A 24,898-nucleotide genomic window follows, 5' to 3' on the forward strand; every position below is an offset into this window, starting at 1 on the left:
TATCATAACAAGCAAAAAAAACTTGAAAAGTTGGGTTGTGAATTCCATAAAATCCTAAAAAGGGTCATAGAAGAACATACACGGAAAGAGTATAATAACTTAGAAAAGTTCAGGTAGATTCTTTTTAGGGGGGATTGAGTATAAAATAATATTCTGAACTATAGAAAATAACTGCAAGAAGATAAGTGAGCAAAAGGAGGAATTGATTATGAAAAAAAGCCCTAAGCATTTAGGGAATTTGATCGGCATATTTGTCTTAATAATTGCCATATCAATTGTACCAAACGTTTCCTTTGGGAACGGATGGCACCAAGGTTTTGGGCAAAATAAAAAAAGACAAAATACGATAGACATCCGAGATGATGCCATGGAAACAGTCACTAGAGATGATAACTTCCAATACTCTTATGATGATTATGTCAATATCAAAAGAACAGAACATCCCGACACGGGGAAGATCGACTGGGAAGTTGATTTTATGCCAAAAGGTGGTATATGGCATAGTGCCTTAACCAGCGGTAACGGCGGCGGGATAAAGCACGTCGTTTTTTTGCCACATATGGCAGATGATAGCGCCAAAGATGTGAAAATAAATCGAACAAAATGGCGCTATGACTACGGGAAAGGCGGAGACTGGAATGTTGCATCTAAAGATGTACTTAATGTAGGAATCGACCAAGAAGGAACCAACGGTGTTCAGAGATTCAACAACCCGGACAAAAACCGCTGGCGTTCTGAAGATGACGGTAAATATCAATATAGAAACAATACCAACTACTTTAATATGAACTATAAGTACTTGGAAAGTGCCTTCCAAGGAACAGATCTTTTCGACACCTTGAATTTTTGGCGTCGATACAATGTTTTAGAAGGCGTTGGAGACGGCAAGTACGGAACCTTCCGCTACTGTCTCAACGACTGGTCAAGCCAAGCCGATGCGTCGAGCACTTGGAAGTTCACTACCAGTCACGGCAAGGGAACAGACCTTTCCAAGGTTGTTTTGATTGCCGGTACTCGCGACTACGGTAACAATCTGTATTCTTACCAACGACATTTTAGAGTGTCAGGGTCCATGGGTGTGGGAGCCATTGCCCGTATGGACATGACCAAGGATATTTATGTAGACAATAAGTTGCAATTAACAGATACAGAAAAAGCAGCTATAGAAAAACTATTAAAGGAAGATTCCAAAAAGAAAACAGAAGCAGCAATGAGGTCTGTGGGAACTTTAAGTAAAGCAACCCAAGATAAGGTACTAAATGCAATCCAAAATGGATCCGTAAGCTACGAAATTGATCAACAGGCGAAAAAAGTTGTAGCCAAGATGAATTTAAGCTATACCATGAGGGGTGCTTCTGGAACAGACCTTAACTTTAATCAACCGGTGAAGATGGATATTACAGACCATTTGAAGCTAAAAAGAGATTTGATCAAGGGTTCGGAAGGGGAGCCTAAGGAATTCTTAGCCTACAATGGCGAAGACGTTAAGAAGGATTATGCAAAAGTAACTTTTGACTATAACAGTTTCCAAGGTGGAAAACTTGTAAAAAAAGATGAAAAACCTGAAAGCTTTTACTATATCCACAAGAATAAAAAAATCGACAAGGCGAAAAAAACAGGGATGGATCCGGAACTTGGCTATCCCAACAATGTTTACCCTGGTGTAGGGGAAACGGCTGAGCTAGAAAACATGGTTTTCTCCCACTGGGCTTGGTCTAGAGATGGTGAAGAAAGCAAAAAAGATGCCTTTGATCCACAAAAGAATGTATTTTATCAAAGCGACAAGAAAGAACTTGAAGCTAAGACTCTTTACGCTGTTTATAAGCCTATCTTAAAGATAGTCCTTCATAATGGAAAAGATGGTAAAGATGAAAGAATAAAAGAAATCCCAGTTACCAAGGATATGTTCCAAAATAGAAAGGCATCAGTTAAAATTGATCAACCTTATTACAATTCAAGTACACCGGGAAATCTTGGACCTGACTTTAAAAGAGAAAATGAATCCTTCGTTGGTTGGACAATCCAAAAAGGCTTAAAGGTATCCTTTGGAGATCACTTAGTAGACAATGCCAACCAAATCTCAGCCAAGGCAGAAGGCAAGTATATGGTTTACACCTTGAAGCAACTACAAGACGGTAAGAATTTGACAAAAAAAGGTGGTAAGTATGTAAATCCACCATATCTACCTAACGGCTTCAACTTGGTTCTTGAAGGGGACTTGCAACAGATTGCAAGGGACAACCAAGGTGTAATTGATCTATATGCCAACTACAAGCCATATATCACTGTAACAGCGAAAAAAGAATTCAAAAAATACGATTGGACTAAGAAGAAGTACGAGGATTACAATGGGGATAAACCAAAAGTTTATATGGGTCTTCTATACAGAACTCATGTAACTAATTTTAATGACCCAACAGTTCACGTAGATGCAAACTACCACCCTCTAAGACCAAGAGACTATGGTGTAGATGAAACATCTTGGAATGCTTACAAGCAAACAGTCCTAAAAGAATATAAAGGAAATAATGAACCACAATGGAAAGTTAGAGGCTATGACGAATTTGGTGTACGTATATCCTATTCACTTGTAGAAGTGCCTGATGAATATATGAATGATTACATCAATTTTACAAATGACTGGGCGACATTGGGAGTACAAATCTTCCACCACGCATCAGGAGCCGGAATCAATCCAGATGCTCCAGCAGATCCATGGAGTGATGGTAGACAAGTTGCAAAATTGCAAACAGTAACCATACCTAGTGAAAAAACTAAGGGACAAGTTGATGCCTTTACAGCAGCAACTACTAGAAAAACAATTCAAAGCAAAGAACAAGAAGGTACTAATGACTACAATGGGTACGAAATTAAAGTTGCAAATATTCCTGTTGATGTTCCAAATCCAAACGTAGATACCATAACCCATAGCGATACTGAAGCTATCATTAGCTACAGTGAAAATAAATCTCCTGGGGCACAAAATGTAGATAAGATTCACATTTATTATACTCCTAAAGATAGTGAAACCTATGAATATGAATTGACTTTAGACAAGGCAAGTGGAACATGGACAGTCCATGGAACAACTGCATCTCCAGATTTGTTCAAGGCGGAATTTACAGATAAAAACCATACTGCTGTTCGATTGGCTTTTAAAAATCCGGATGTTAATAAATTCTTCTGTACCGAAAGCAGTGATGGTAAACAAAAGACTGATAAAATGAGGGTATCTAACAAGAAGGGTCAAAAAGAATCCAGATTTACACCAGTTACCTTTGAACCTTTGCGTGATTCTAATAGGCTTGTTCATTTAAGACAAGAACACAATGAAACTAAAGATAATAAAGAATATACTGTAATTGCAGCGACACTTCCTTCTCCAACTCTTTATGAAGCAAAACAAGGAACAGTTTACGCCCTAGTGAATAAGACAGAGTATGATAAAGTCATCAGTGCCGTTCCCGGAGCAAAAGAAAATCCGTCATATGCCCTAGGAATTGCCGATTCCTTTGTACAGGACAAAGCCAAAGCTATCAGTGCAGAAGTAGACAAACAAATTGCGGCGGATAGCAAAAACGGACACAACTACAAGGTAACGGTCAATGGTGTAAACTACTACACTTATTACCTACGAGAAGCCTTGCCTTCCAACAGTACCATCCATTTCAAGATTCCAAAACCGGAATCAGAAGCTTTGGATGACAATACTTTTTATATTGTAAGTATAGAAAAGAAGAAAAAGGCAGTTTACTCTGAAGAAACCTTAAAACTTGATACAAAGGCAAAATTAGATAGGGCAGAAGCCATTACAAGCCCAGGTTCTTTAAGGGCAAGTATCAAGGCAATTATGAGTGAAGATGTAAAACCGAGCCATACAATTAAGATAAGCTATCCTGGTAAGACTAGAGAGTTCCAACTCAATAGCGTAAAAGTGAACAATGATGGAACAAGAGAATTTATAGGCACAAGCATTGCACCTTTAGGACAAGATATTTCCGTTACCTATATCGATTACTTTGGCAATAGCAAAACCATAAAGACGAAAATCAATGTTCCAAACTTCATTACACTCGGAGTTGTAGAACCTAAACGTTACTCAAAATATATCTATGTTAATAGAAGAAATGACAGCCAAGGCGCAAGTGTTACTGTAAAAGTTATTAGAGGTGGTACACAATTCACCCTAAGTGAAGTCGGTAATACAGGTAGATTTAGGTTTACAGGAGGCGGTAAGGATGATCGTCTAAAACCTGGTGATATTATTGATGTTAGTGGCTCATTAAATGGTAAAACAACTTACCCATATAGGGTTAAGGTACGTTAAGGAGGTATGATATGAAAATTTCAAATAGAATATGTTCAATCCTCCTAGCAGGTTTAATGTTACTTCCATCCGCATCTGTTTGGGCAGAAGAGGACACTCAAAACAAGTCTTCCCAAAGCTACCAAACAAGAGATGCAGGAGATGAAAATGATGCCATTCCTATTGGCGTACAAAGTAAAGTCAGCGCTCAGGGTTTAAAAGGCAAAGCATTCCCATGGAACACCTACTTTAGAAATATGGGCTACGGACAAATTGGTGTCTATAAACAATGGATTACCTATTTTAAGGATGATTCTTCCTACCAAGCCGATCCCAACGAAGGCTCACATTTTTCTACAGGTTATGAAGATGGAACAAGACCAAAGAACATTCCGACATTAACTTGGTCTTTTGATATTCCACCTCTTAATGGAGAGTTTTACGGTTTCCATACAGACAACAACTTTAGCGAGAGAAAAGATATTCCAGCAACCTACGAAGAGTCCACCGGTTGGATACAAGAAAAAGCCCACCATAGTGTTTCGGATAAGGGTGAACTTCATGGTGTTTACACTATGGAAACAAAGATTATGGAATACAACAAGCCAATGCTAAATGTAAGCTATAAGACCCCTTATGGAACAGAATTTAGTGCATCCGATCAGGGTGATATTAGTGACATGGTGCCGGAAGAGTTAAAGGTAAAATTCTTGACAAGTGATAAGGCTACTAACGATGACATCGATGCCTTCGATTTACCAAAAGAAGCGGGCGACTACAACCTTTGGGACATCGGCGACCAAAATGGCATCTATGTATTCGATAGCTATGCCTTTACAAAAGAAATACCGCAAGTAGCTGTCTTAGATAATTACGGAACCAATCTTGTCGGTGACAGGGTTTGGACGAGAAACTTTAGACACGGCAAACGCGTTAAAAGCATTAAGTCAAGCTACGAGGAAGGCGTCGGCGGAAAGATCGAACTAGAGCTTATGCCGAAAATTATGGAAGTGCCGGCAGATCAAGCTGGTAAAGTTCCCGATGGATATCAACGTATTACCCTAGATGCTAATGGTACAACTATTGGCAATCAAACAGTAAGTGGTAAAATCCAAAATGGAAACTTTAAGGGACAAGCGTGCTCCTATCTTGATGTGCGAAATGAAACAAAATGGAACGACGGGGAATTGCTTCAAAAGCTAAGGGCTATAACAGCCCAAGGAGATAAAGGCGAAATTCAAAATGAAGAGCATCCTTGGACGGGTAAAGGCTTAGAAAATATATTCTCAGGAAAAACAGGTGAATATGTTGAAACAACAACCTTAAAGGCCAACTATGAACCTACTAAGGTTATCATTCCAAAAGATGATGTAGCTGACAATCCTGGCGACAACTACGTAACTCTTACCCTACATGGAACAAGTAAGGCAAGCACAAAAGAACGTGGTGACGGTAAAATCTATAGAAAAAAAGATGGAAAAGATGAAACAAAGGGCAACCAAGTAAACTTTTGGATTAGAAAAGAAACCCCTATTGACTTTGCTACTATAGACCAAATCATGAAGGCAACAGACGGATACTATCCAAAGGCAGATAGTCCATTTATGACCTTCAAGGCATGGCATACAGATGAAAAGGTATCGGATGCCAATATATTAGGAGAAGTTAAAAACGGCGTCTACACTTCAGAAAAGTTAATAGCAGATAGCCACGACGTCAACTTATATGCATCATATAAGGATCAAAAGATGGCGGACAAATGGAAAAATTATCTACAAGTTAAAGATATAAATGTCCTTCAACGTCGTATATTAAATCCTGAAGATGATGACATTAAGAATATTTCAGATCAGGCAGTTAAGGATAATGTAATTAAGGAGATTCAAGATCTTTGGAAGGGTGCAGTTGAAAAACGCCAACCAAAAGCTAATGAAACCTTCCCAGAAGAAATTAATGGCGATATTCCAATAGAAAAGGTAGAAGACATATCTAATAGAAACGCCGATACGGCGGGAGATAAAGTTGGCAACATAAAAGTAACCTTTAAAGATGGATCAACTTTAGAACTTAAAAACCAAAAAGTTAAAGTGGAAGCTTATCATGCAGATTATGACAACAGCACAGTCTTTAAGGCAGGCGACACTCAAGAAAAAGTCACTTTGAGAAAAGAAAAACCAGAATACAAGGGTGGTAGTGTTGCTATCGCACTATTGGACGGAGAAACACAAAAAGAATTGTTAGGAAAAGCAACTCTGGACTCCACTGGGAACTATATAGTTGAAACCAATAGACAACTTGTTGCAGGAGAAAAAATCCGAGTTCAAGTAATGCATCCTGGCTATAAGACAGAGGGTCACTGGTGGACTAAGTGGGTTCAACTAAACACTGGACCACTAAAGGAAAGCTATGATCTTGGTAAGGAACTTGATAAGAATCTTGGACAAGACAACACCTTGGATAAGAAAAAGAAAGATGACTTAAAGAAAGCTATCGACAAGGCCAAAGAGTTGATTAACGACGATGGAAGTCCAAAAGTTACAACGCCAACTAAGGAAAGACAAGAAGCATTGGATAAAGCTAAAAAAGCAATAGATGAGGCTATCAAAAACCTTGGTGGTAATGACCTATTGACCCTACTTCCATACTTGCAAGTAAAAGCCCTTGCAGTTTGGGAAGGAGAAAAACCAAGTCAAGAAGACTTCAAGGCACAAGTCGGACTAAATGACAATGTAGAAAGTGATCCGAATAAAGTAAAAATAAAAGAAACTTGGGATAAAGTAAAAGATAAAATTACTTTTGAAATTCCAAAAACATTAGATACAAGCTTGCAAGAACCAAAGGCAATGAAGATGATAACAAGTCAAGTAAAGATTAAACTTGACGAAAACACAAGTCTTAACAAAAACTTTGACCTTTATGTTTATCCGGACCTTGCAATTGACCCTAATAAGGACAAGCAACCAAGCGACATAGGATTCTTGCCACTACCAAAAGACCATGGATATCTAGCCTTTGTGCCGGGTGACGGAATAGAAAAGATAAAAGACAACAGTCTTTATATCTATAAGGCAAAAGATGATTTCAAATTACTTGAAAATCAATTCCCAATCCTTAGTGCAGACGGTGAAAAAGTTAAAGATGCCTTGTTGCCAAGTCTAAAACTAAAAGCAGGCTTTACAGCACCGGTAACTTGGAAGGCTATGAATGCATATGAGATCACAAAACCTGCATCAGGAATTGCAACTTATATGACAGAGGAAGACTTGCTTAACAATGACTTCAAACAAGATCCAAAACCGACTTTAAAGGATGAAGAAGTAAGCAAGGATACTCTTCTTAAAGACCTTCCAAAAGTTAAAGTCCTTGGAGAAAAGGGAAAAGAAGTCACAGTCCTTGTAGCAAATGCAAAATCTACAAGTCAGGCACAATTGCCAAAACCTGTAATAGAACAAGGACATAATACAGATAGTGGTGAAACAACAATCACAGGAACAATCACAGGCCAACCACAAGGAACAAAACTTGCTCTTTATATTTTAGGAAATAAAGTGGACATGGATCCAATTCCTTATGATAAAGAAGGTAAATTTACTGTAACCTTACCAAGTACCTACAACACATCAGGAGTAGAACGAAAAGTTTACCATGGTGATTCCGTTGAAGTAAAAGCCTACTACGAAGGAACTGATGCGGCTTACGGAGAAAGCGTAAGTAATAAGCTGATTTTAGACAAAAAGGCACCTGAAATAAAAAATATTGTTTCTGAAAATATGCCAGGACAAGCACAAAAAATTTCAGGTTTAATACAAGATGAAAACTTGCCAGGAAAAATCACTTTAAAAACTTCAGACAATACAATTATTAGAACAGTTGATATAGGTGATAATGGAACATTTATTGCGACAATCCGTAAACATGCAAGAGGAGAAAATATTGTTCTTATAGCTGAGGATAAGTTTGGAAACAAGACTGATGAGACTGATATGAGAAATCTTGCAGAGCAACCTCAGATAAGTGCCCACGTTGAGCAACCTTTTGCTGGTGAAACAGAGATTTTAGTTTTCACAGTTCCGGGAGCTGAAGTAAAAGTATTTACTAAGAATGGTGAAACTGAAACGTTAATTGGAAGTGCAATTGCCACTTTTGATTCTATGACAGTAGTAAAGCTTGAAAGTTCACTTGTAAAAGGACAGACAATTTATGTTAAAGCAAGTAAATATGGTTATCAAAGTCAGGCTACAGCTACAGTAATAACTGTTAAATAAGTTATATAAATTCTTATGACTTTATGTAAAATTAAAAAAGGAGAAAGTATGAAAAGAAAGATTATTTCAAGCCTTCTTTTGCTATTCATGCTAATGAGCACAATCATAGCCCAACCAGTATTAGCAAAGTCAGAAGGAAATGTTGTAGGTCAAAAGTTGACCTTTAATGCTAAAGATTTTGGGCTTTCAGAATACGAAAGTACTCAAACAAGAAGAGAACAAAGTTATCGTGCAAAAAATCCAATACGAGTTAAGAGATATGCTAGACTTTTCTCAAATGGCGTTTCATTTAGAAGTGTAGAACCAGATCCTCAATTGGGATTTAACCCAAAAACAGAGTTTTTGTTTCCTCTAAGATTACAAATATTGACTAAAAATAGTAAAGCAGGAACTGAGGCAGGAGGAATTAATCTTAATGATATTGGATTAAAGGATGGATTTAAAATCAAGATTAATCAAATAGACTCTAGGGGAAACATTAAAAATGTTTTTGAATCCGATGAGATTCTTCAAGATGGTCTTACTGCAACAGATGCTAAAACAGGGAATGCAAAAGGAATTGTAACCTTTAAATATGCTGCAGGATCTGAGGATGTTACAGAAGGAAGAAGAATAGTTGGAGAAAAGGCAGAAAATGTCAGAATCTATGATGACTACGGCAAGGCATTTGACTACGAAATTGTTGCGGATGATGCGGTAGAATATAATATTCAATTAAGAGTTCGAAAGGGCAATGCAGACCCTGCTTATAATAAAGATTATATTCATATAGAGTTACACTTAATTCAAATTGCAAATTCTACTATGAAAAATGAAGTTGTTGATAAGAATGGAAAAGATATTAAGTCAGAACTTAAAGATGGCCAAAAGTTAATAGCTTATTTTGGCAGAATTCAAGGTGGAGCCAATTACTTTATTGATTTTTCTAAGAAACAAACAGTCCTAAGAAAAGACTTTGGAGATCAAAAATTAATAGCTTTAAATGATTTGTCTATTATTAGTAAAAATAGATATCATCTAAGAAGAGCAGAAAATTTCAGTTGGAACGAGGATGGCTATGTAACTTTAAAAGATAAACAAGATAAAGATATAGCATTTAAGGTTGAAACATCTTATGACTGCGTTAAGGGTGGACTTGTTAAATTTATTAAGCAAGACAAAGTTATAATTCCAGATGAACCAGGTCAAGGTGAAACACCTACACCATGTCCTTCAACACATTATGAAGTAAACTTCAAAGCTGGAGCAAATGGTACATTAAAAACTGGTATGAAGACAAGATTCTTTGTACAAAAAGGCTTAACTTGGGGCGAAGCAAAAGAAGCTGAACCTAAACTTACAGTACCTGTACCAGTACCTAATACTGATAATAAGTTTGTTGCTTGGTATAAAGAAGTAAATGGTGCATTAGATAAAAAAGCTGGCTTACCTGAAGATACTACAACAGTGGAAACTGCAACTTATCAAGCTGAATTTACAGGAAAGGATAAGGTTGTAGACAAAACACCAGATGATCCAAATGTTACACCAGAATTGCCAAAGAAACCAAACCCTGATTTTGATCCAAGTCAACCTGAAGGTGATAATAATAAGAGAGAAATACCTGATGATGATTATGAACTAATCACTTTCAAATCTGATGAACACGGATTCTTAAATGCAGGCAAAAATATTACTCGTAAAGTTTATGCTGTTTTAAAAACATCAACTTGGGCTGATGCAAAATCAGCAGATCCTAAGATGGACGTACCATCTATTGACAGCACAACTTTAAAATTAACAGGAGCTGACAACTACACCTTCACAAAGTGGACAAAAGATGGTAGCACTGAAATTTCATTACCTGAAGGAACTAAAAAAATTAGTGAACTTACAGATAAGACTTTCATCGCAAAATTCGAACAAAATGAAATCAAGAGAGGCAAAGAAACAACTGAACCAATTCCAGATGGATATATTCGTCTAAAATTCTCTGCTGGTGAAAATGGTACAATTGCTACTGACAATAAAGCCGACCTAATTATCGATGTCTTAGAAAAGGCAAATAAAAAAGTTGGCGATTACACAAAACCAAAAATTACACCAAATGTAGGATATAGCCAAAAGAAAGATCCAAACGCTTGGGACAAGGCAGACACACTTGTTATTAATAGTACAAATGCAACAAGTGAAGATAAGAAAGAATTGACTGTAACAGCTCAATATGATAAGAAAAAGAGCATTATAGACATTACACCAAAGCCACCTACACCACCGACACCAGGAACTGAACCTGAAGATCCTAAAGGACCTACAATTCCAGACACAAATATACCAGATCCAGACTATATAGTTGTAGCTTTTAAAGCAGGAGCAAATGGTAAGATTAAGGGTGGAAATAAGTTCTATGCCATCTTAAAGAATATGACTTGGAAAGAAGCCAAAGAATATACTCCTGATACAACAAAAGGAGAAGCAAAACTTGTTATTCCAAGTGAATTTGAACCAGAAACTGGTTATGGATTCGTAAATTGGAATCCGACTCTTCCGACTGATGAAAATAAGAAATTGGAAAAGCTTGTACAAGCAGGAGAAACTAAATTAACTTATATCGCTAAATTTGATAAAGATATCAAAGAAGATGACAATAAAGATGAAGAAGGATATCTAAGAGTTGTTTTTGATGGCAACGGAGGTATCTTAAAAGGAAATGTTAAAAATTCATACAAGGTAAGAGTAGGCGTAGCAGGAGTTGCAGGTTCAGAATCTTCTAAAAAAACTTATGCAGATCTAGCAAGATTTTCTGCTACTAACTTCGTAGCCACAGATAATACTACTGATGATGGTATCACTCCACCAATAGATCAAAAATTTAAAGAGTGGAGAAAAGGTGAAGAGACAAAAAAACTTGATGGAGCAACTGAAATTCAAGGTACAAGTAAGAGCGTAATCACTGTCAAAGCTTACTACGAGTCTGAAACAGCCTTAGTGGTACCAAGCATTACTCAAACAGTAAGTCCAGCTCTTCCTGCTGATAAAAAAGATGATGATAATACTGCTCAAAAGGTACTAAAAGTTAACTTTTCAAATGATCCAACAACAGGAGCAACTTATAAAATTGTAAAAGAAGATGGTACAGAAGTAGCTACTGTCACAAATCCACAAAAAGGCGATAACTATGTAGAAATTCCAAACACTGTAGTGGATAAAGACATTGTAAAGGTTAAGGTAACAAAACCGGGAATGAATGAAAAGACATCAGATTCTATAACTCTTGATTTGGCAGGACCTACATTTGCTGACTTGAAGATTGTAAAGAAGACACCTCATATAGCAACAATAACTGGAAAGGTAACAGATACACCGGCAGGAGTTTATTGGGTTAAGATTAAAGGAAAAGGTCCAAATCAAACTGATACATTTGTTGAAATTGGTACAGATGGAGCATTTTCAATAGATATGCCTATAACTACTGATGATGAATACACTTTAACTGCCAAGGATAATCTTGCAAATATTTCTGAGAAGAAGACATCAACTGGTGATGTAGATAAAAACAATAGCTTCGATAAGAGCAAAATCAAAAAAGTAACTATTGAACAAGGATATGCTGGCGAAAAAGAAATACTTGTATTTGCTGAAGAAGGTGCAACTGTTAAGTTATATAAAGTCAATGGTGGAAATGAAATAAGTTTAGGAGAAGTTACAATTTCATCAGGAATGGGAAGTTTAAGTATTTCAGATGAAAATGGATTGGTTGCCAATGAACGTATTTATGCTATCGTTATAAAAGATGTATCAAATAATGATATCAGTAAATTCAACACACCAGCGATTATGACAGTAAGACCAGTGACAGGGGAAAATGTTACTCCTCCTACAAACCAACCACAAGCAGCAGCAGAAGGATCACAATCATAAGCAATGAGGATAAGCCCAAGTATTTGGGCTTTATCCTAAATTTAAAGGAGGTAAAAGATGAAAAATAGAATACTTTCATTTGTTTTGTCTTTACTGTTTGTATTAACACTTCTTCCAATAAATATTTTTGCTTATGGAACTAAAACGAATCAACAGAGACTTGTAGTTGAACCTCAGTGGAATGAAAAAGACATTCAAGATGTCTATAATCTTCTAAATAAAGATGATAAGGAGTTTGAAAGTCTTTTCGATTTTGAAGCCATGAAAAACCTATATAAGGAACATGGGAAAAATTCTTTTCAATCTTTGGTTAAATCTGCCAATAAAAATGGTGGACTGGAAATTGAGAATTTAAGAGCAGCCAATTTAAGAATGAATCATGTAAATCAAAATATTGATCCCGATATTTTGAAGATTAAGCATGAATTAATTGTAAAGGTAAATCTTAAAAATTTCATTGACCAAAGTGGCCATAAGAATATGGATATATTCCACGAAAATTCTCCAAAGATAGTTATTCAGAAATTAAAATATGATGAAAATGGAAATGAAGTTAGTGTAGGAGCTCCTATAACTACGACAATAAATCAAGCAGGAGAAGTTTCTTTAGGGGAGACAGAGGCCTATTACGTTGTAAATAATGAAATAAGGTTCTACCATTATGCTCATGATTTTCAGAGCGAAAAGTTTAAGTTCAATTTAAAAGAGTTCTATTCTAATGGGTCTTATAAAGAAGGAAATAAGCAACTTGTATTTGATTATGATATTTATCAAGTAGCTGCTTCCAAGATAAAGCTTGAACTACCTGATGGAATCGAGTTAAAAGAAAATCCAATTGGGCTCTTTACTGGAAGAACTAAGAATGGAACTCAAAAACCTGTTCGATATTATCTTCCGAAAGCAGGTGGAGAAACCATCATAAGATCTGATAGCGGAAATCAAAGACTTTTAAATCCAAGAATCTATTTACCTAATTTAGATGAAGTTTATTTAGGAACTATTAAACTAGAGGGTCAAACAAATGAAAATACAATTTCTTGTGTTTTGAAGGATGGCACAAGTAGAACTTTTAAGGTTTCTACATCCGGAAACTTTGTAGATGGTTGGACCATCCAACTGCTACCAGAAAATTCTTTTACTGTAACTTTTGATGCAAAGGGCGGGAATCCAACACCTCCTGCACAAGTCATTGAAAAGAATAAGACTGCAAAAGAGCCTAGTGCCCCTAAAAAGGAAAATTTCATTTTTCAGGGCTGGTTTAAAGCAGGAGAAGAATCAAAATTTAATTTTTCTACACCAATTAGTGGGAATACTAGTTTAGAAGCGAAATGGAAGCAAGTAACCTATGGGCCATTTGATCCAGACCAACCTGGAGGGGAACCACAAATTCCTGATACCGACAAAGACCAGTATGTAACTGTAATGTTTGAAGCTGGAGCTAATGGTAAATTAATTATGCCGAGGACAATTCCAGAAAAATTGGTGAAGAAAGTTGCCTATAAGGTTCTAAAAGAAACTCCTTGGTCAGAAACGGGAATTACATTCCCTCAAACCCAAGGTGATCCAAAAGATAAGTATGAACTAGATAAATGGGATAAGGCTATACCAAGTACAGGCAAGGTAAGTCAAGGAGAAACATTTAATGCATCTTTCAAAGAGAAAGTTGCTCCAAATCCACCGACACCACCTGTACCACCACAACCTCAACCTATACCTGACTCGCCAAATGATGGTTTGCCTGGAATAAAGTTTCACGAGCCAGTTGAATCTATTCCTGTTTATGTTCACAGACAAGAGGAGATAGAAAAGGGCATCCATTATATTTATATTTATGGTTATGAGGACAAGACTATTCGTCCTGAAGGTAAACTAACTCGTGCAGAGGCAGTTGCTATGTTACTTCGCTTAGTTGGGGAGGATTTATCAAACAAATCAAAACTTGACTTTGTAGATACTCCATCTGCTTGGTATAATGGTGCTTTAAATGCTGCCATGAAGAAGAAACTTTTAATTGCTGATGGTAATAAGTTACGTCCAAATGAACCTATTACTCGTGGAGAGTTTGCTTATGCTTTGTCTAAGATGGATTCTATGAATGATGCTAAGGCACCTTATAGAGATATCAGGGGTCATGTTTTTGAGGATGCCATAAACCAAGAATATGGTAATGGTCGAATCAAAGGATATCCTGATGGAACTTTTAAACCTGATAATAATTTGACTCGTGCTGAAGCTGCAACTCTTTTAAATAATTTTGCAAGGAGGAAGGTTACTCAAGCAGGTCTAATTAAAGTTAAGGATAAGGTCAAAGTATTCCCTGATATTGATGAAAGCCATTGGGCTTATTATGAAATTGTTGAAGCTGGACATACTCACCGTTATGAGCGTCCAAGTCATACTTTAGATGAAACATGGGTTGAGATTTTGGAATAAATCTTAGCATAATTTTGTTTTAAAATTTTAGGAAGATTAAATATTTTTAAGGACATGGTAGGATTACTGTTGATCTATGCCAAGTCCTTTTATTCTATGAAAAGGAGTTTTTATGAAGTTAAGGAAGTTTTTATTTGTTTTTATTTTGGCTGGATTATTGTTTACTTGCCAAGTATTTGCTGAAAGAGATATTAAGATTTTAGTAAGGGGTGATGAGGTCAAGAGTGACGTTATGCCTGTTATTGAAAATAATAGAACTCTAGTACCTATTCGTGTTATCAGTGAAAGTTTAGGTTATGTTGTTTTATGGGATAATGATAATCGTGAAGTGAAAATTTCTAAGGATGATAAAAATCTTATTTTAAAAATCGACTCTAAGCTTATTAGTCTTAATGATGGAAAAAAGAAAGATGAAGTTGCTATTGATGCACCGGCTAAAATTATTAAGGATAGGACTTTTGTTCCACTAAGAGCTGTGGCAGAATTATTTGGCGAAAAAGTTAATTGGGATGATAATACTTCTACTGTTTTTGTAGGTGATATTCCTGAAGCTATTTCAATAGAAAAGAAGAATAAAAATGATAGTAAGGAAAAGAAGGTTATTTTAGATAATAAAATTTCTGTTAAAGAAAGAAATCCAGAATCTTATCTTAAAGTCTTGCAAGAGAATGTAAGTGATCGTGGTGCTATTACTTTTGACAAAAAAAATGCTACTTTCAATCTCACTCCTAAGGATATGGCTGCAAATTTTTATAGGTATTTAAGAGATAATGATTCTTTAGAAAAGGATTTTAAAAATGCATTTGATGAAGAGATTAGTGTAATTAAAGATTATAGCTTACAGATTAAAGATGATAAGGGTGTTAATTATGGCCTTAGAATTACTGATCCAGATAATGTCAACAAGACTCTAGTGCTTATTCGTGATGGTAAGGTTATTGAAAATAATTTAAAAAGTACTAAGTAATTTTAACAAGATAAGTCTTTTGTAGAAAATTTTAAATTAAGTATTCTTTAATAAAAGACCTCTATAATATCTGTTGGGGATTAAATCTCTAACAGATATTTTTATGTAAAAATTTTTCCGGTCAAAGAAATTATAAAAACATATAATGATAGTAGGGAATAGAGAAACATTTACAAAATAAAAATTACAAACTAAGATAAAAAGAAAACTAAAAGGGAGTAATAATATTGAAAGAAATAAGAAATCAAAAGGGACTAAATTATAAATAAAAAAGAAAAAGATGAAAATATAAAGCATAAAGTTTATGATAAAATATAACATAAATAGAGTATTAAGCTTGGATAAAAATAAGTGGTATTACTTTAATGTGGCTAAAAATAAAGAAAGCATTGGCAAAATTTTAAAGATTTGTTATAATATTTTCATAAATAGCAATAATCCATAAGTATGCAATAAACTATATTGAAGTAAAGACTTATGGACAAAATTTAGGAGGGATAAAAATTTTAATATCCAATAAAATTAGAAAGGAGATAAAAATGGATAAAAAACAAATGAGTCAAAGATGCTTGGCTTTTTTCCTAGCAATAATAATGATAGTAGGAGTAATGCCATTAAATGTTTTCGCAGGGCAAGATGGAGATACGACTTCTAATAATGAAGGTAAAGTTCCTATTCAATATGTAGATGAAATGGGTAACGCTATTAAGGAGAAATACCATATTGTTGGTCAAGAGTATCCAAGTGAGGCTAAAGGTAAGGTTGGCGACGATGTTGATGCAAACTTGATTCCTCAGCCTAAATTTATCGGATATGTAAGAAAAGGAAATATCGTTGTAGCTGATAGAAAGTATGTGGAAAATGGTGGACGCCCAGTGGAAGTACCTTACGAAAAACTTCTTGACATTATCCCAGCTAAGGATGATTATGGTAATGACAATCCAAAGGCAACTGAGGATGTTAAAGCGACTTACAAGTCTGTTACTATTAAGGTTGACGGTGCAAAGGGTCTATTCAGAAAAGGTGACACTGCTAAAACAGAGACTTCATTTGTTTACTATGTAAATCCTGTTGGAGGGAAGACTTTACAAGATGTATTAATTGCATCAGATTTGACTGCTGAGTCTAAGGATGAAAATGCTAATAAGATTGATGCTAATAAAGAGTGGAAATTCACACCAAATAAGACAAAGACAGACACACCAGCAGATGTTGCGTTAGGAACAGCAGTTACAGAGGAAAACTTTAAAAATGAAAATGTTGTAATGGAAGTTAACTTCAAACAAACTATGGCTGACCAACTTAAAGATAAGTTAGAGGCAGTTGATATTAGGGTTTGGGTTGGCGATCAAATTACTTGGAAAGACGGTGTTAAGCTTAAAGAAGCAAACACAGAACTTCAAAATCTTTTAGATGAAATCGCTACAACATTTACTGACCTTGTAAAAGATGACACAGATCTTAAAGAAAAAAGAAATTCTTCAAGGCAAAATCTTCCTAATGGAGCTACAGGCAGTATTGAAGTAAAATTTGGCGACAAGTCAAGAATAACTGTCCCTAATCAAACTTTGTATGTAGCAAATGAGAAGAATGTTGTTAAAGCTGGTGAATCAAATCAAATTAATCCTGATAAGCTACCTGATGGTAAGTTTGCAGTTGAGTTCAAATTAGGCGAAGGTGTTAAGATTGGAGATAAAGAAGGTAATACTACTCCAGTTCTTTATGAAACATACTATGTAAAACCAGGAACAAGTTTAGATTCTAATGAAATTCCTGTAACTACTCTTCAAAATGGTTACAAGGATAACAAATGGTACAATGGAACAAATGAAATTGTAAAAGATGATTATACTAGTATAGGAACAGACAAAAAATTTATAGCAAAGGCTACTAAAAAGGCTCAAAAAACTGTTGAGTACTCTTTTAAGTTCTATAATAGCAGAAAGCCTAATGATGAATTAGGAGCTAGTTTACTAAAAGGTAGATTTGAACCTAAAGTTCCACAATCAGAGACTAAGTATGAAGGAGATGAGATTACTTTAGAATCATTTGATGATAAGGTAATTAATACAGGCGACCTTCAAGGTACTTGGAAGTTTGAAGGTTGGTATAGAAATGGAAACAAGGTAACAGGTATTCCGAAAGTTTCTGCAGATAACAATGAAAACAAATTTGTTGGTAAGTGGGTTTTAACAGAAACTCCAACTGCAAAAATTTCATATGAATTTAAGATTGACCCATCTATCGTAGGTGATAATAAGGTTGTTAAATCTACCCATACATTACCTGAAGGTGTAAACAAGCAAAAGTCTGGTTTACAAACAGTTGGTAAATATGTAGGAAATATAATTAAACCAGATAAGGCTAAGGATAAGTTTACAGCAGTTTCAGAAAAAATTGGCGACAAACAAGGTAAATGGACTTTCAAAGAATGGGATCCAGAAGAGTTAACTGTAACGGCTACTGAAGCAAATAACGTGTTTAAAGGTATTTGGACTTGGAAAGAAACAGATAAGGTTAAGGTTAAATATGTATTTAATACAAAGCCTGCTGATAAAAATCTTCCTAAAGTTCTTGCAGATTTAAAACCTGATGATACTGAAGAAGTTTACGAAACTGATGTAGTAGCACCACAAGCTTTAAATCTAAGTGCAGAAGCTGTACAAAAAGCTCTTGTTGAAAAAGATCCTAGTGGAAAGGAAATAGGTACTTGGAAAGCAAGTGAATGGTCTGAAGGAGTTAAAGATGACACAAATAAAACTTTGACTTATACTTTAACTTGGACTTTTACAAAGAAGGAGGAACCAGCACCTCAACCTAAGCCTGAAGTTAAACCGGTTCCAGAAGCAAACATTCCTGAAATCAAGATTAGGGACCACAACACTAGAACTTCTCCAGTTTATGTTAGTGTAGCTAAGCCTAGTATAGCTAAGGAAAAGAAATCTGATACAGTTAGGTATATCTTCCACATAGACAAGTTAATTTTTGAGGAAGTAAGAAATAATGAGACAATAACTCACAAAATGGATGTAAAACCTGTTATTAGGAATGGAAGAACTATGATTCCATTAAGATTTGTGGCAGAAGCTATTGGTGTCGATGTTAAATGGGACAATAAGACAAGAACTGCTATATTTACTAATAATGGTTTAACTGCTAAAATCCAAATTGATGGTGATGAAATTGTTCTTTCAAACGGAAAGACTATAAAGATGGACTCTAAGCCCCTTAACATTAATGGCAGAATCTTAGTTTCTGTTGTTAACGTAGCTAATGTTTTCGGACTTACTAATGGCAATACTCAAGATGGAGTAGATCATGATATCGAATGGAATAGTGAAAATCCAGGCACAATTATGATTAGAAGATAATTATTAGATTCTATTATATAAAGAAAGACCGAGCAATGAACTGACCCCAAAAGTTGGACTTAAAAACCAACTTAAGGAGGTCAGTTTTTTTATTGCAAAAATATCTTTTTGCCATTATAAAAATCACTAAAGTAGTTTATAATGAAAGAAAGTAATTATTAAGAAATGTCAAACTTCTTAATAATAAAAAGCAAACTTTTTTTAAAATATTTGTTGTATTTGCAATTAGAAAGTGCAATAATTATGTATCTCAGAATGTATATCAATCTTAAATAAGATTAATTTATACATAAAACTTAGTGGCTTTTATTTTGAAAGGGGAAAGTGGCTATGCTAATTCACATGGGATTAGATGTTGGTTCAACTACTGTAAAACTTGTAATACTCGATGAAAAATTAAATATTTTATATAAGACTTATAGAAGACATTTTTCTGATGTAAGAAAAACTGTGAAGGATGTAATCAATGAAGTCTATCCACAGTTTAAGTATGATACAGTAACTGTTAATGTAACAGGATCAGGAGGACTTTCTGTTCACGAATTTTTGGGGATTGATTTTGTCCAAGAAGTTGTGGCAGGTAGGGAAGCAATTTCTTGTTTTATTCCAAAGACTGATGTGGCAATTGAACTTGGTGGTGAAGATTCAAAAATTACTTACCTAAGGGGATCTGTTGAACAAAGGATGAACTCCATTTGTGCTGGTGGTACAGGTGCCTTCATAGACCAAATGGCATCACTTCTTCAAACTGATGCTTCTGGTTTAAATGAAATGGCAAAGGACTATGAAAAGTTATATCCTATTGCGTCAAGATGTGGAGTTTTTGCCAAGACTGACGTTCAAGCTCTAATTAACCAAGGGGCAAGCAAGGCTGACATAGCTATTTCAGTTTTCCAATCTGTTGTAAACCAAACAATTTCTAACTTAGCTTGTGGTAGACCAATAAGGGGTAATGTTGCCTTCTTGGGTGGACCACTCCACTTCCTTCCTATGTTAAAGGAAAGATTTGTAGAAACTTTGGACTTAAAGGAAGATGAAATTATCGCTCCAGAAAATTCACAAATTTTTGTTGCTTTGGGTGCTGCCCTTTCAAGTTTTGATTCCAAAGCCATGTCTTTTGTGGAACTTTACAATAAGGTGAACACAAGTGCAGAAATTCTTGTGAAGGAAAGTGACGTCATGCCAGCCCTCTTTACAAGTGATGAAGAAGTTAAGGACTTTAGGGAAAGACACAAGACAAAATCCCTTAAAAAAGTTGACCTAAAAACTTATGAGGGACCAATTTATCTTGGAATAGATTCAGGTTCAACAACTTCGAAGCTAGTAGCAATTTCTGACAAAAATGAAATCCTCTACACTTTCTATGGTTCCAACAAGGGGAACCCACTTGACATAGCTATAGAAAACTTAAAAGTAATTTATAAGGAAAAAAATGGCAAGGCTTATTTTGCTGGTTGTGGCACAACTGGTTATGGGGAAGAATTTTTAAAGGCTGCCCTAAACCTAGACCTTGGAGAAGTTGAAACCATAGCCCACTTCACTGCGGCAAAGTATTTTGATCCGGATGTTGATTTCATCTTAGACATTGGTGGACAAGATATGAAGTCTATGAAGATAAGGGATGGAGTAATTGAGTCCATCCTCTTGAATGAGGCTTGCTCAGCAGGATGTGGTTCCTTCTTGGAAACTTTCGCCCACTCAGTAAATATGACTGCAGAAGAATTTGCCAATGAAGCTACAAGGTCTAGGGAGCCAGTTGACCTTGGCTCACGTTGTACAGTTTTTATGAATTCCAATGTTAAACAAGCTCAAAAGGAAGGGGCATCTGTCCCAGATATTTCTGCTGGACTTGCTTACTCAGTAATAAGAAATGCTATCCAAAAGGTTATCAAGGTTAGGGACCCTAAAGACCTAGGTCAACACATAGTCGTTCAAGGTGGTACCTTCTTATCTGATGCAGTGCTTAGAGCCTTTGAAAACTTAACTGGAGTTGAAGTTACAAGACCAGAGATAGCTGGTCTTATGGGAGCTCTTGGCATGGCTCTTATTGCAAAGGAAAAATCCACAGGCAAATCAAATATAATTTCCAAAGAAGACTTGGATGCCTTTAAATATAAATCAATCTCAACCAATTGTAGACAATGTACTAACCAATGTGCCCTCTCTGTAAATATATTTCCTAATGGAAAGAGATATATCACAGGAAATAGGTGCGAAAAGGGAGCAGGTCAGGTTAGGAGCAAGGAAGACCAACTTCCAAATATGTTCGCCTACAAGTACAAGAGAGTCTTTGACTACAAGTCTCTTCCAGAAGAAGAGGCACCAAGGGGCATTGTCGGAATCCCTAGAGTTTTAAATATTTATGAAAATTATCCCTTCTGGCATAGCTTCTTTACAGAGCTTGGCTATTCAGTAGTCTTATCTTCTAAGTCATCAAGAGAGATTTACGAAAAGGGAATCGAAACAATAACAAGTGAGACTGCTTGCTATCCTGCAAAAATTTCTCACGGACACATAGAGGATTTAATAGAAAAGGGAATAAAATTTATATTTTATCCAGCAGTCTTTTATGAAGAAAGACAATTTAAAAATGCAGACAACACATTAAACTGTCCTGTAGTTGCAGGATATTCTGAAGTTATAAAAAATAATGTGGATGACATAGTTGATGGCAAAGTGAAATTTATGAATCCTTTTATCTCCTTTGACGATAGAAAAAAATTGGGAAAGAGATTGGCAGAAGTCTTTGACTTTATACCTAAGAATGAAGTTAAGAAAGCAGTAAGAGCTGGATATGAAGAACAAGATAGGTATAGGCTTGATGTCTTAAATGAAGGCAACAGGATCTTGGAAGAAGTGAATTCTAAAAATCAAAGAGCCATTGTTCTTTCAGGTAGACCTTATCACATAGACCCAGAAATAAATCACGGCATACCTGAACTCATTACAAGTCTTGGTCTTGCAGTTATTTCTGAAGATGGTATTGCAAGGAATGTAGAAATTGATTCTAGACTTAGGGTTCTTGACCAATGGAACTACCATTCAAGACTATACAGGGCGGCAAAATTTGTTGGAGAGCACGAAAACTTGGAGCTTGTACAACTTAACTCCTTTGGTTGTGGTATTGACGCAGTAACAACTGACCAAGTCCAAGAGATTTTGGAGTCCTACAATAAAATTTACACAGCCCTAAAGATTGATGAAGTTTCAAATCTTGGTGCAGTAAAAATTAGGATTAGGTCCCTTATAGAAGCAGCTGAAAAGAGAGAATTTGAAAAAATTGATGCAGAGCTTGAAGGTCTACTAGATGATAAACCAGTTATCTTTACAAAGGAAATGAAAAAGGACTACACTATTTTGATGCCACAAATGGCGCCTCTTCACTTTAGCATCTTTGAACCAATCCTAAGACAAGAGGGAATAAACATAGAAGTTCTTCACGACACAGGTCACAAGGTTGTCAATGAAGGTTTGAAATATGTAAACAACGACGCTTGTTATCCATCAATTTTCGTAGTGGGACAATTTATTGATGCTGTTAAGTCTGGTCAATATGACACAGATAGGTTGGCACTCTTGATGAGTCAAACTGGTGGAGCCTGCAGGGCATCAAATTATGTTGGCTTTATTAGGAAGGCCCTTAAGGATGCAGGCTACGGTCACGTTCCTGTAATAGGGCTCTCCTTTCAAGGGATAGAAGAACATCCTGGCTTCCAATTTGACAAGAGACAAATGGTTAGGATAGGTCGAAAATTAATTCAGGGCTTGCTTTACGCTGACTTAATAATGAGACTTACTCAAGCTACAAGGCCTTATGAAGTCATAAAGGGTTCAACAAATATCTTACGTGACAGGTGGGTTGATCTTACAAGTTCAGAAAATTTGATTTACAACAAGACAACTTTTAAGAAAAATGTAAATCAAATGGTGAGTGAGTTTGACAGACTTGAAATTACAAAAGATAAAAAACCGAAGGTTGGAATAGTTGGGGAGATCTTAGTTAAGTACCATCCAGCTGCTAACAATCACCTTGCAGACCTACTTGAAAGGGAAGGGGCAGAAGTTGTCATTCCAGACTTGACTGACTTTATGATGTACTCCTTTAAAAATGCAAGGGCAAAGGCTGACGAACTTTCAAAATCAAAATTATCTGCCTTTATTTGCGAAATGGGAATTTCTTACATTGAATCCTACAGAAAATTTGTGAGAGAAGCTCTTAAGGGTACAAGATTTACTTCTCCAGAAAAAATTGAAGATATAATCAAGTACGCAGAAAAGTATGTTGACCTTGGTAACCAATATGGAGAAGGTTGGCTCTTAACTGGTGAAATGGTTGAGTTAATTGAGTCAGGTGTTGAAAATATTATTTGTGTTCAACCCTTTGGATGTCTTCCAAACCACATCACAGGTAAGGGTGTCATAAAGGCTATAAGGTCTTCCTATGAAAAGGCAAATATAATTCCAATTGACTACGACGCATCAGCTTCTGAAGTAAATCAATTTAACAGGATCAAGCTTATGCTTTCACAAGCCAAGAAGAATATGGAAGAAGGCGAAGACAAATACAACAGAGGCTACCTAAAGAAAAAGGCAAGTTTGAAAAATTAAAAAGTTTGACATAGACAAAACCCCTCAAATTAACTTGAGGGGTTTTTCATATGCGGAAATTTAATTGTTAAATTTAAAAATTATAAATTAAAGATTTTTAATAATATTTTTGAAAGTCTTGTCTTGTAACAAGTTAGTAGTTGAATTTTGTTTTTCCTTTTGGTCCTTGTAAACTTCTATGTCTTTTTGTACCTTGTAGTCCTCTCCCTTAAGAGCAGCCTTAAAGGAATCTGTAGCTTCTTGTAGTTTAACTTGGAAGTCATTTAATTCCATTATAAAAGCCTTTGCAGCTTTCTGGTCCTTGGATAGGATAGAATTTTTTAGACCTGGAAGAATTTCTAGGGCCTTTTCACTTGCCTTTAAAGTGTATTGGTGAGAAGCTTTAAATTTTTCTGGCACATCAAGGGCCTTAAGCTTATCTAGTGTTGCCCTGATTTCTCTATCTGCTCTTTCGTAAGCATTAGTTAGGTCAGCATCACTTAGCTTTGCAGCATTTTCAAAGAAGGATGACTTTAAATCCTTCATAGACTTACTCAAATCTCCTTGAAGAGAAGTAAGTTCTTTTACATACTTATCTTCTTCTGTTGTAAGGTCAATAATAGAAGATGCTTGTCCCTTATTGTCATTAATAATAACCTTGAAGTTTTTGTTGTCCCACTTAACTTCAGCCTTTAGATTTTCAGCAACAAATCTTAGGGGAACGAAAGTACGATCCTTCTTAATTGATGCAGGAGCATCAAGCTTTAATTCCTTGCCATTAACCTTAGCCTTAGTGGAATCAATCTTAAGACTTATTTCTGTGTCCTTGCCACTAATGCCAACTTCTCTCTTGTCCTTATCCCAAGTAACCTTGTAGCCAAGAGTTTCTGAAATAAATCTTATGGGAACCATAGTCCTTTCATTTTTGATGTAGGGTGCCACATCGGATTTTATAATTTTTCCATTGTACTCAATAAGAGGACTTCTTCCTGCAAAAACATTTGAAGTCACAAAAATCATGAGAACAAGTGAAAACAATACAGACTTAAATTTTTTCATTTTTATCTTC

At 35.7% G+C, this 24,898-nt stretch carries 8 protein-coding genes; 7 read left to right on the top strand and 1 reads right to left on the bottom strand.

What is annotated here, in order from left to right; all coding sequences use genetic code 11:
- Positions 1–208 precede the first annotated feature (208 nt).
- The 7 genes from HMPREF1864_RS07825 (at position 209) to HMPREF1864_RS07855 (ending at position 23,850) form a co-directional block, all read left to right on the top strand.
- Positions 209–4,327 (top strand): hypothetical protein, encoded by a 4,119-nt coding sequence (locus HMPREF1864_RS07825; protein ID WP_062572227.1) that lies wholly within the window; start codon positions 209–211, stop codon positions 4,325–4,327.
- A gap of 11 nt (positions 4,328–4,338) precedes the next feature.
- Complete coding sequence (locus HMPREF1864_RS07830; protein ID WP_062572228.1) at positions 4,339–8,571, top strand: hypothetical protein; 4,233 nt, start codon at positions 4,339–4,341, stop codon at positions 8,569–8,571.
- Positions 8,572–8,619: 48 nt separating this feature from the next.
- Positions 8,620–12,471 (top strand): hypothetical protein, encoded by a 3,852-nt coding sequence (locus HMPREF1864_RS07835; RefSeq protein WP_062572229.1) that lies wholly within the window; start codon positions 8,620–8,622, stop codon positions 12,469–12,471.
- A 57-nt stretch (positions 12,472–12,528) separates the two neighbouring features.
- Positions 12,529–14,904 (top strand): S-layer homology domain-containing protein, encoded by a 2,376-nt coding sequence (locus HMPREF1864_RS08460; RefSeq protein WP_082718934.1) that lies wholly within the window; start codon positions 12,529–12,531, stop codon positions 14,902–14,904.
- A 112-nt stretch (positions 14,905–15,016) separates the two neighbouring features.
- Entirely contained in the window at positions 15,017–15,871 is an 855-nt protein-coding gene (locus HMPREF1864_RS07845) for a copper amine oxidase N-terminal domain-containing protein (protein WP_062572230.1), read from the top strand.
- A 539-nt stretch (positions 15,872–16,410) separates the two neighbouring features.
- The gene (locus tag HMPREF1864_RS08670) at positions 16,411–19,242 is read left to right on the top strand and encodes a stalk domain-containing protein (RefSeq protein ID WP_062572231.1); all 2,832 of its coding nucleotides are present in this window, start codon (positions 16,411–16,413) and stop codon (positions 19,240–19,242) included.
- Positions 19,243–19,572: 330 nt separating this feature from the next.
- On the top strand, positions 19,573–23,850 hold the full coding sequence (locus tag HMPREF1864_RS07855) for a 2-hydroxyacyl-CoA dehydratase (RefSeq protein WP_062572232.1): 4,278 nt from the start codon (positions 19,573–19,575) through the stop codon (positions 23,848–23,850).
- An 87-nt stretch (positions 23,851–23,937) separates the two neighbouring features.
- Here the strand turns inward: HMPREF1864_RS07855 and HMPREF1864_RS07860 are convergent, their stop codons facing one another.
- Complete coding sequence (locus HMPREF1864_RS07860; RefSeq protein WP_062572233.1) at positions 23,938–24,888, bottom strand: copper amine oxidase N-terminal domain-containing protein; 951 nt, start codon at positions 24,886–24,888, stop codon at positions 23,938–23,940.
- Positions 24,889–24,898 lie beyond the last annotated feature (10 nt).

Origin of the sequence: Peptoniphilus sp. DNF00840 (assembly GCF_001553125.1) — a bacterium.
In the GTDB taxonomy this organism is placed as follows: domain Bacteria; phylum Bacillota; class Clostridia; order Tissierellales; family Peptoniphilaceae; genus Peptoniphilus_A; species Peptoniphilus_A vaginalis.

What these genes read in the sequence shown, in the direction of transcription:
- HMPREF1864_RS07825 (WP_062572227.1), top strand. Translation starts at nt 209, where the DNA reads ATGAAAAAAAGCCCTAAGCATTTAGGGAATTTGATCGGCATATTTGTC.
- HMPREF1864_RS07830 (WP_062572228.1), top strand. Translation starts at nt 4,339, where the DNA reads ATGAAAATTTCAAATAGAATATGTTCAATCCTCCTAGCAGGTTTAATG.
- HMPREF1864_RS07835 (WP_062572229.1), top strand. Translation starts at nt 8,620, where the DNA reads ATGAAAAGAAAGATTATTTCAAGCCTTCTTTTGCTATTCATGCTAATG.
- HMPREF1864_RS08460 (WP_082718934.1), top strand. Translation starts at nt 12,529, where the DNA reads ATGAAAAATAGAATACTTTCATTTGTTTTGTCTTTACTGTTTGTATTA.
- HMPREF1864_RS07845 (WP_062572230.1), top strand. Translation starts at nt 15,017, where the DNA reads ATGAAGTTAAGGAAGTTTTTATTTGTTTTTATTTTGGCTGGATTATTG.
- HMPREF1864_RS08670 (WP_062572231.1), top strand. Translation starts at nt 16,411, where the DNA reads ATGGATAAAAAACAAATGAGTCAAAGATGCTTGGCTTTTTTCCTAGCA.
- HMPREF1864_RS07855 (WP_062572232.1), top strand. Translation starts at nt 19,573, where the DNA reads ATGCTAATTCACATGGGATTAGATGTTGGTTCAACTACTGTAAAACTT.
- HMPREF1864_RS07860 (WP_062572233.1), bottom strand. Translation starts at nt 24,888, where the DNA reads ATGAAAAAATTTAAGTCTGTATTGTTTTCACTTGTTCTCATGATTTTT.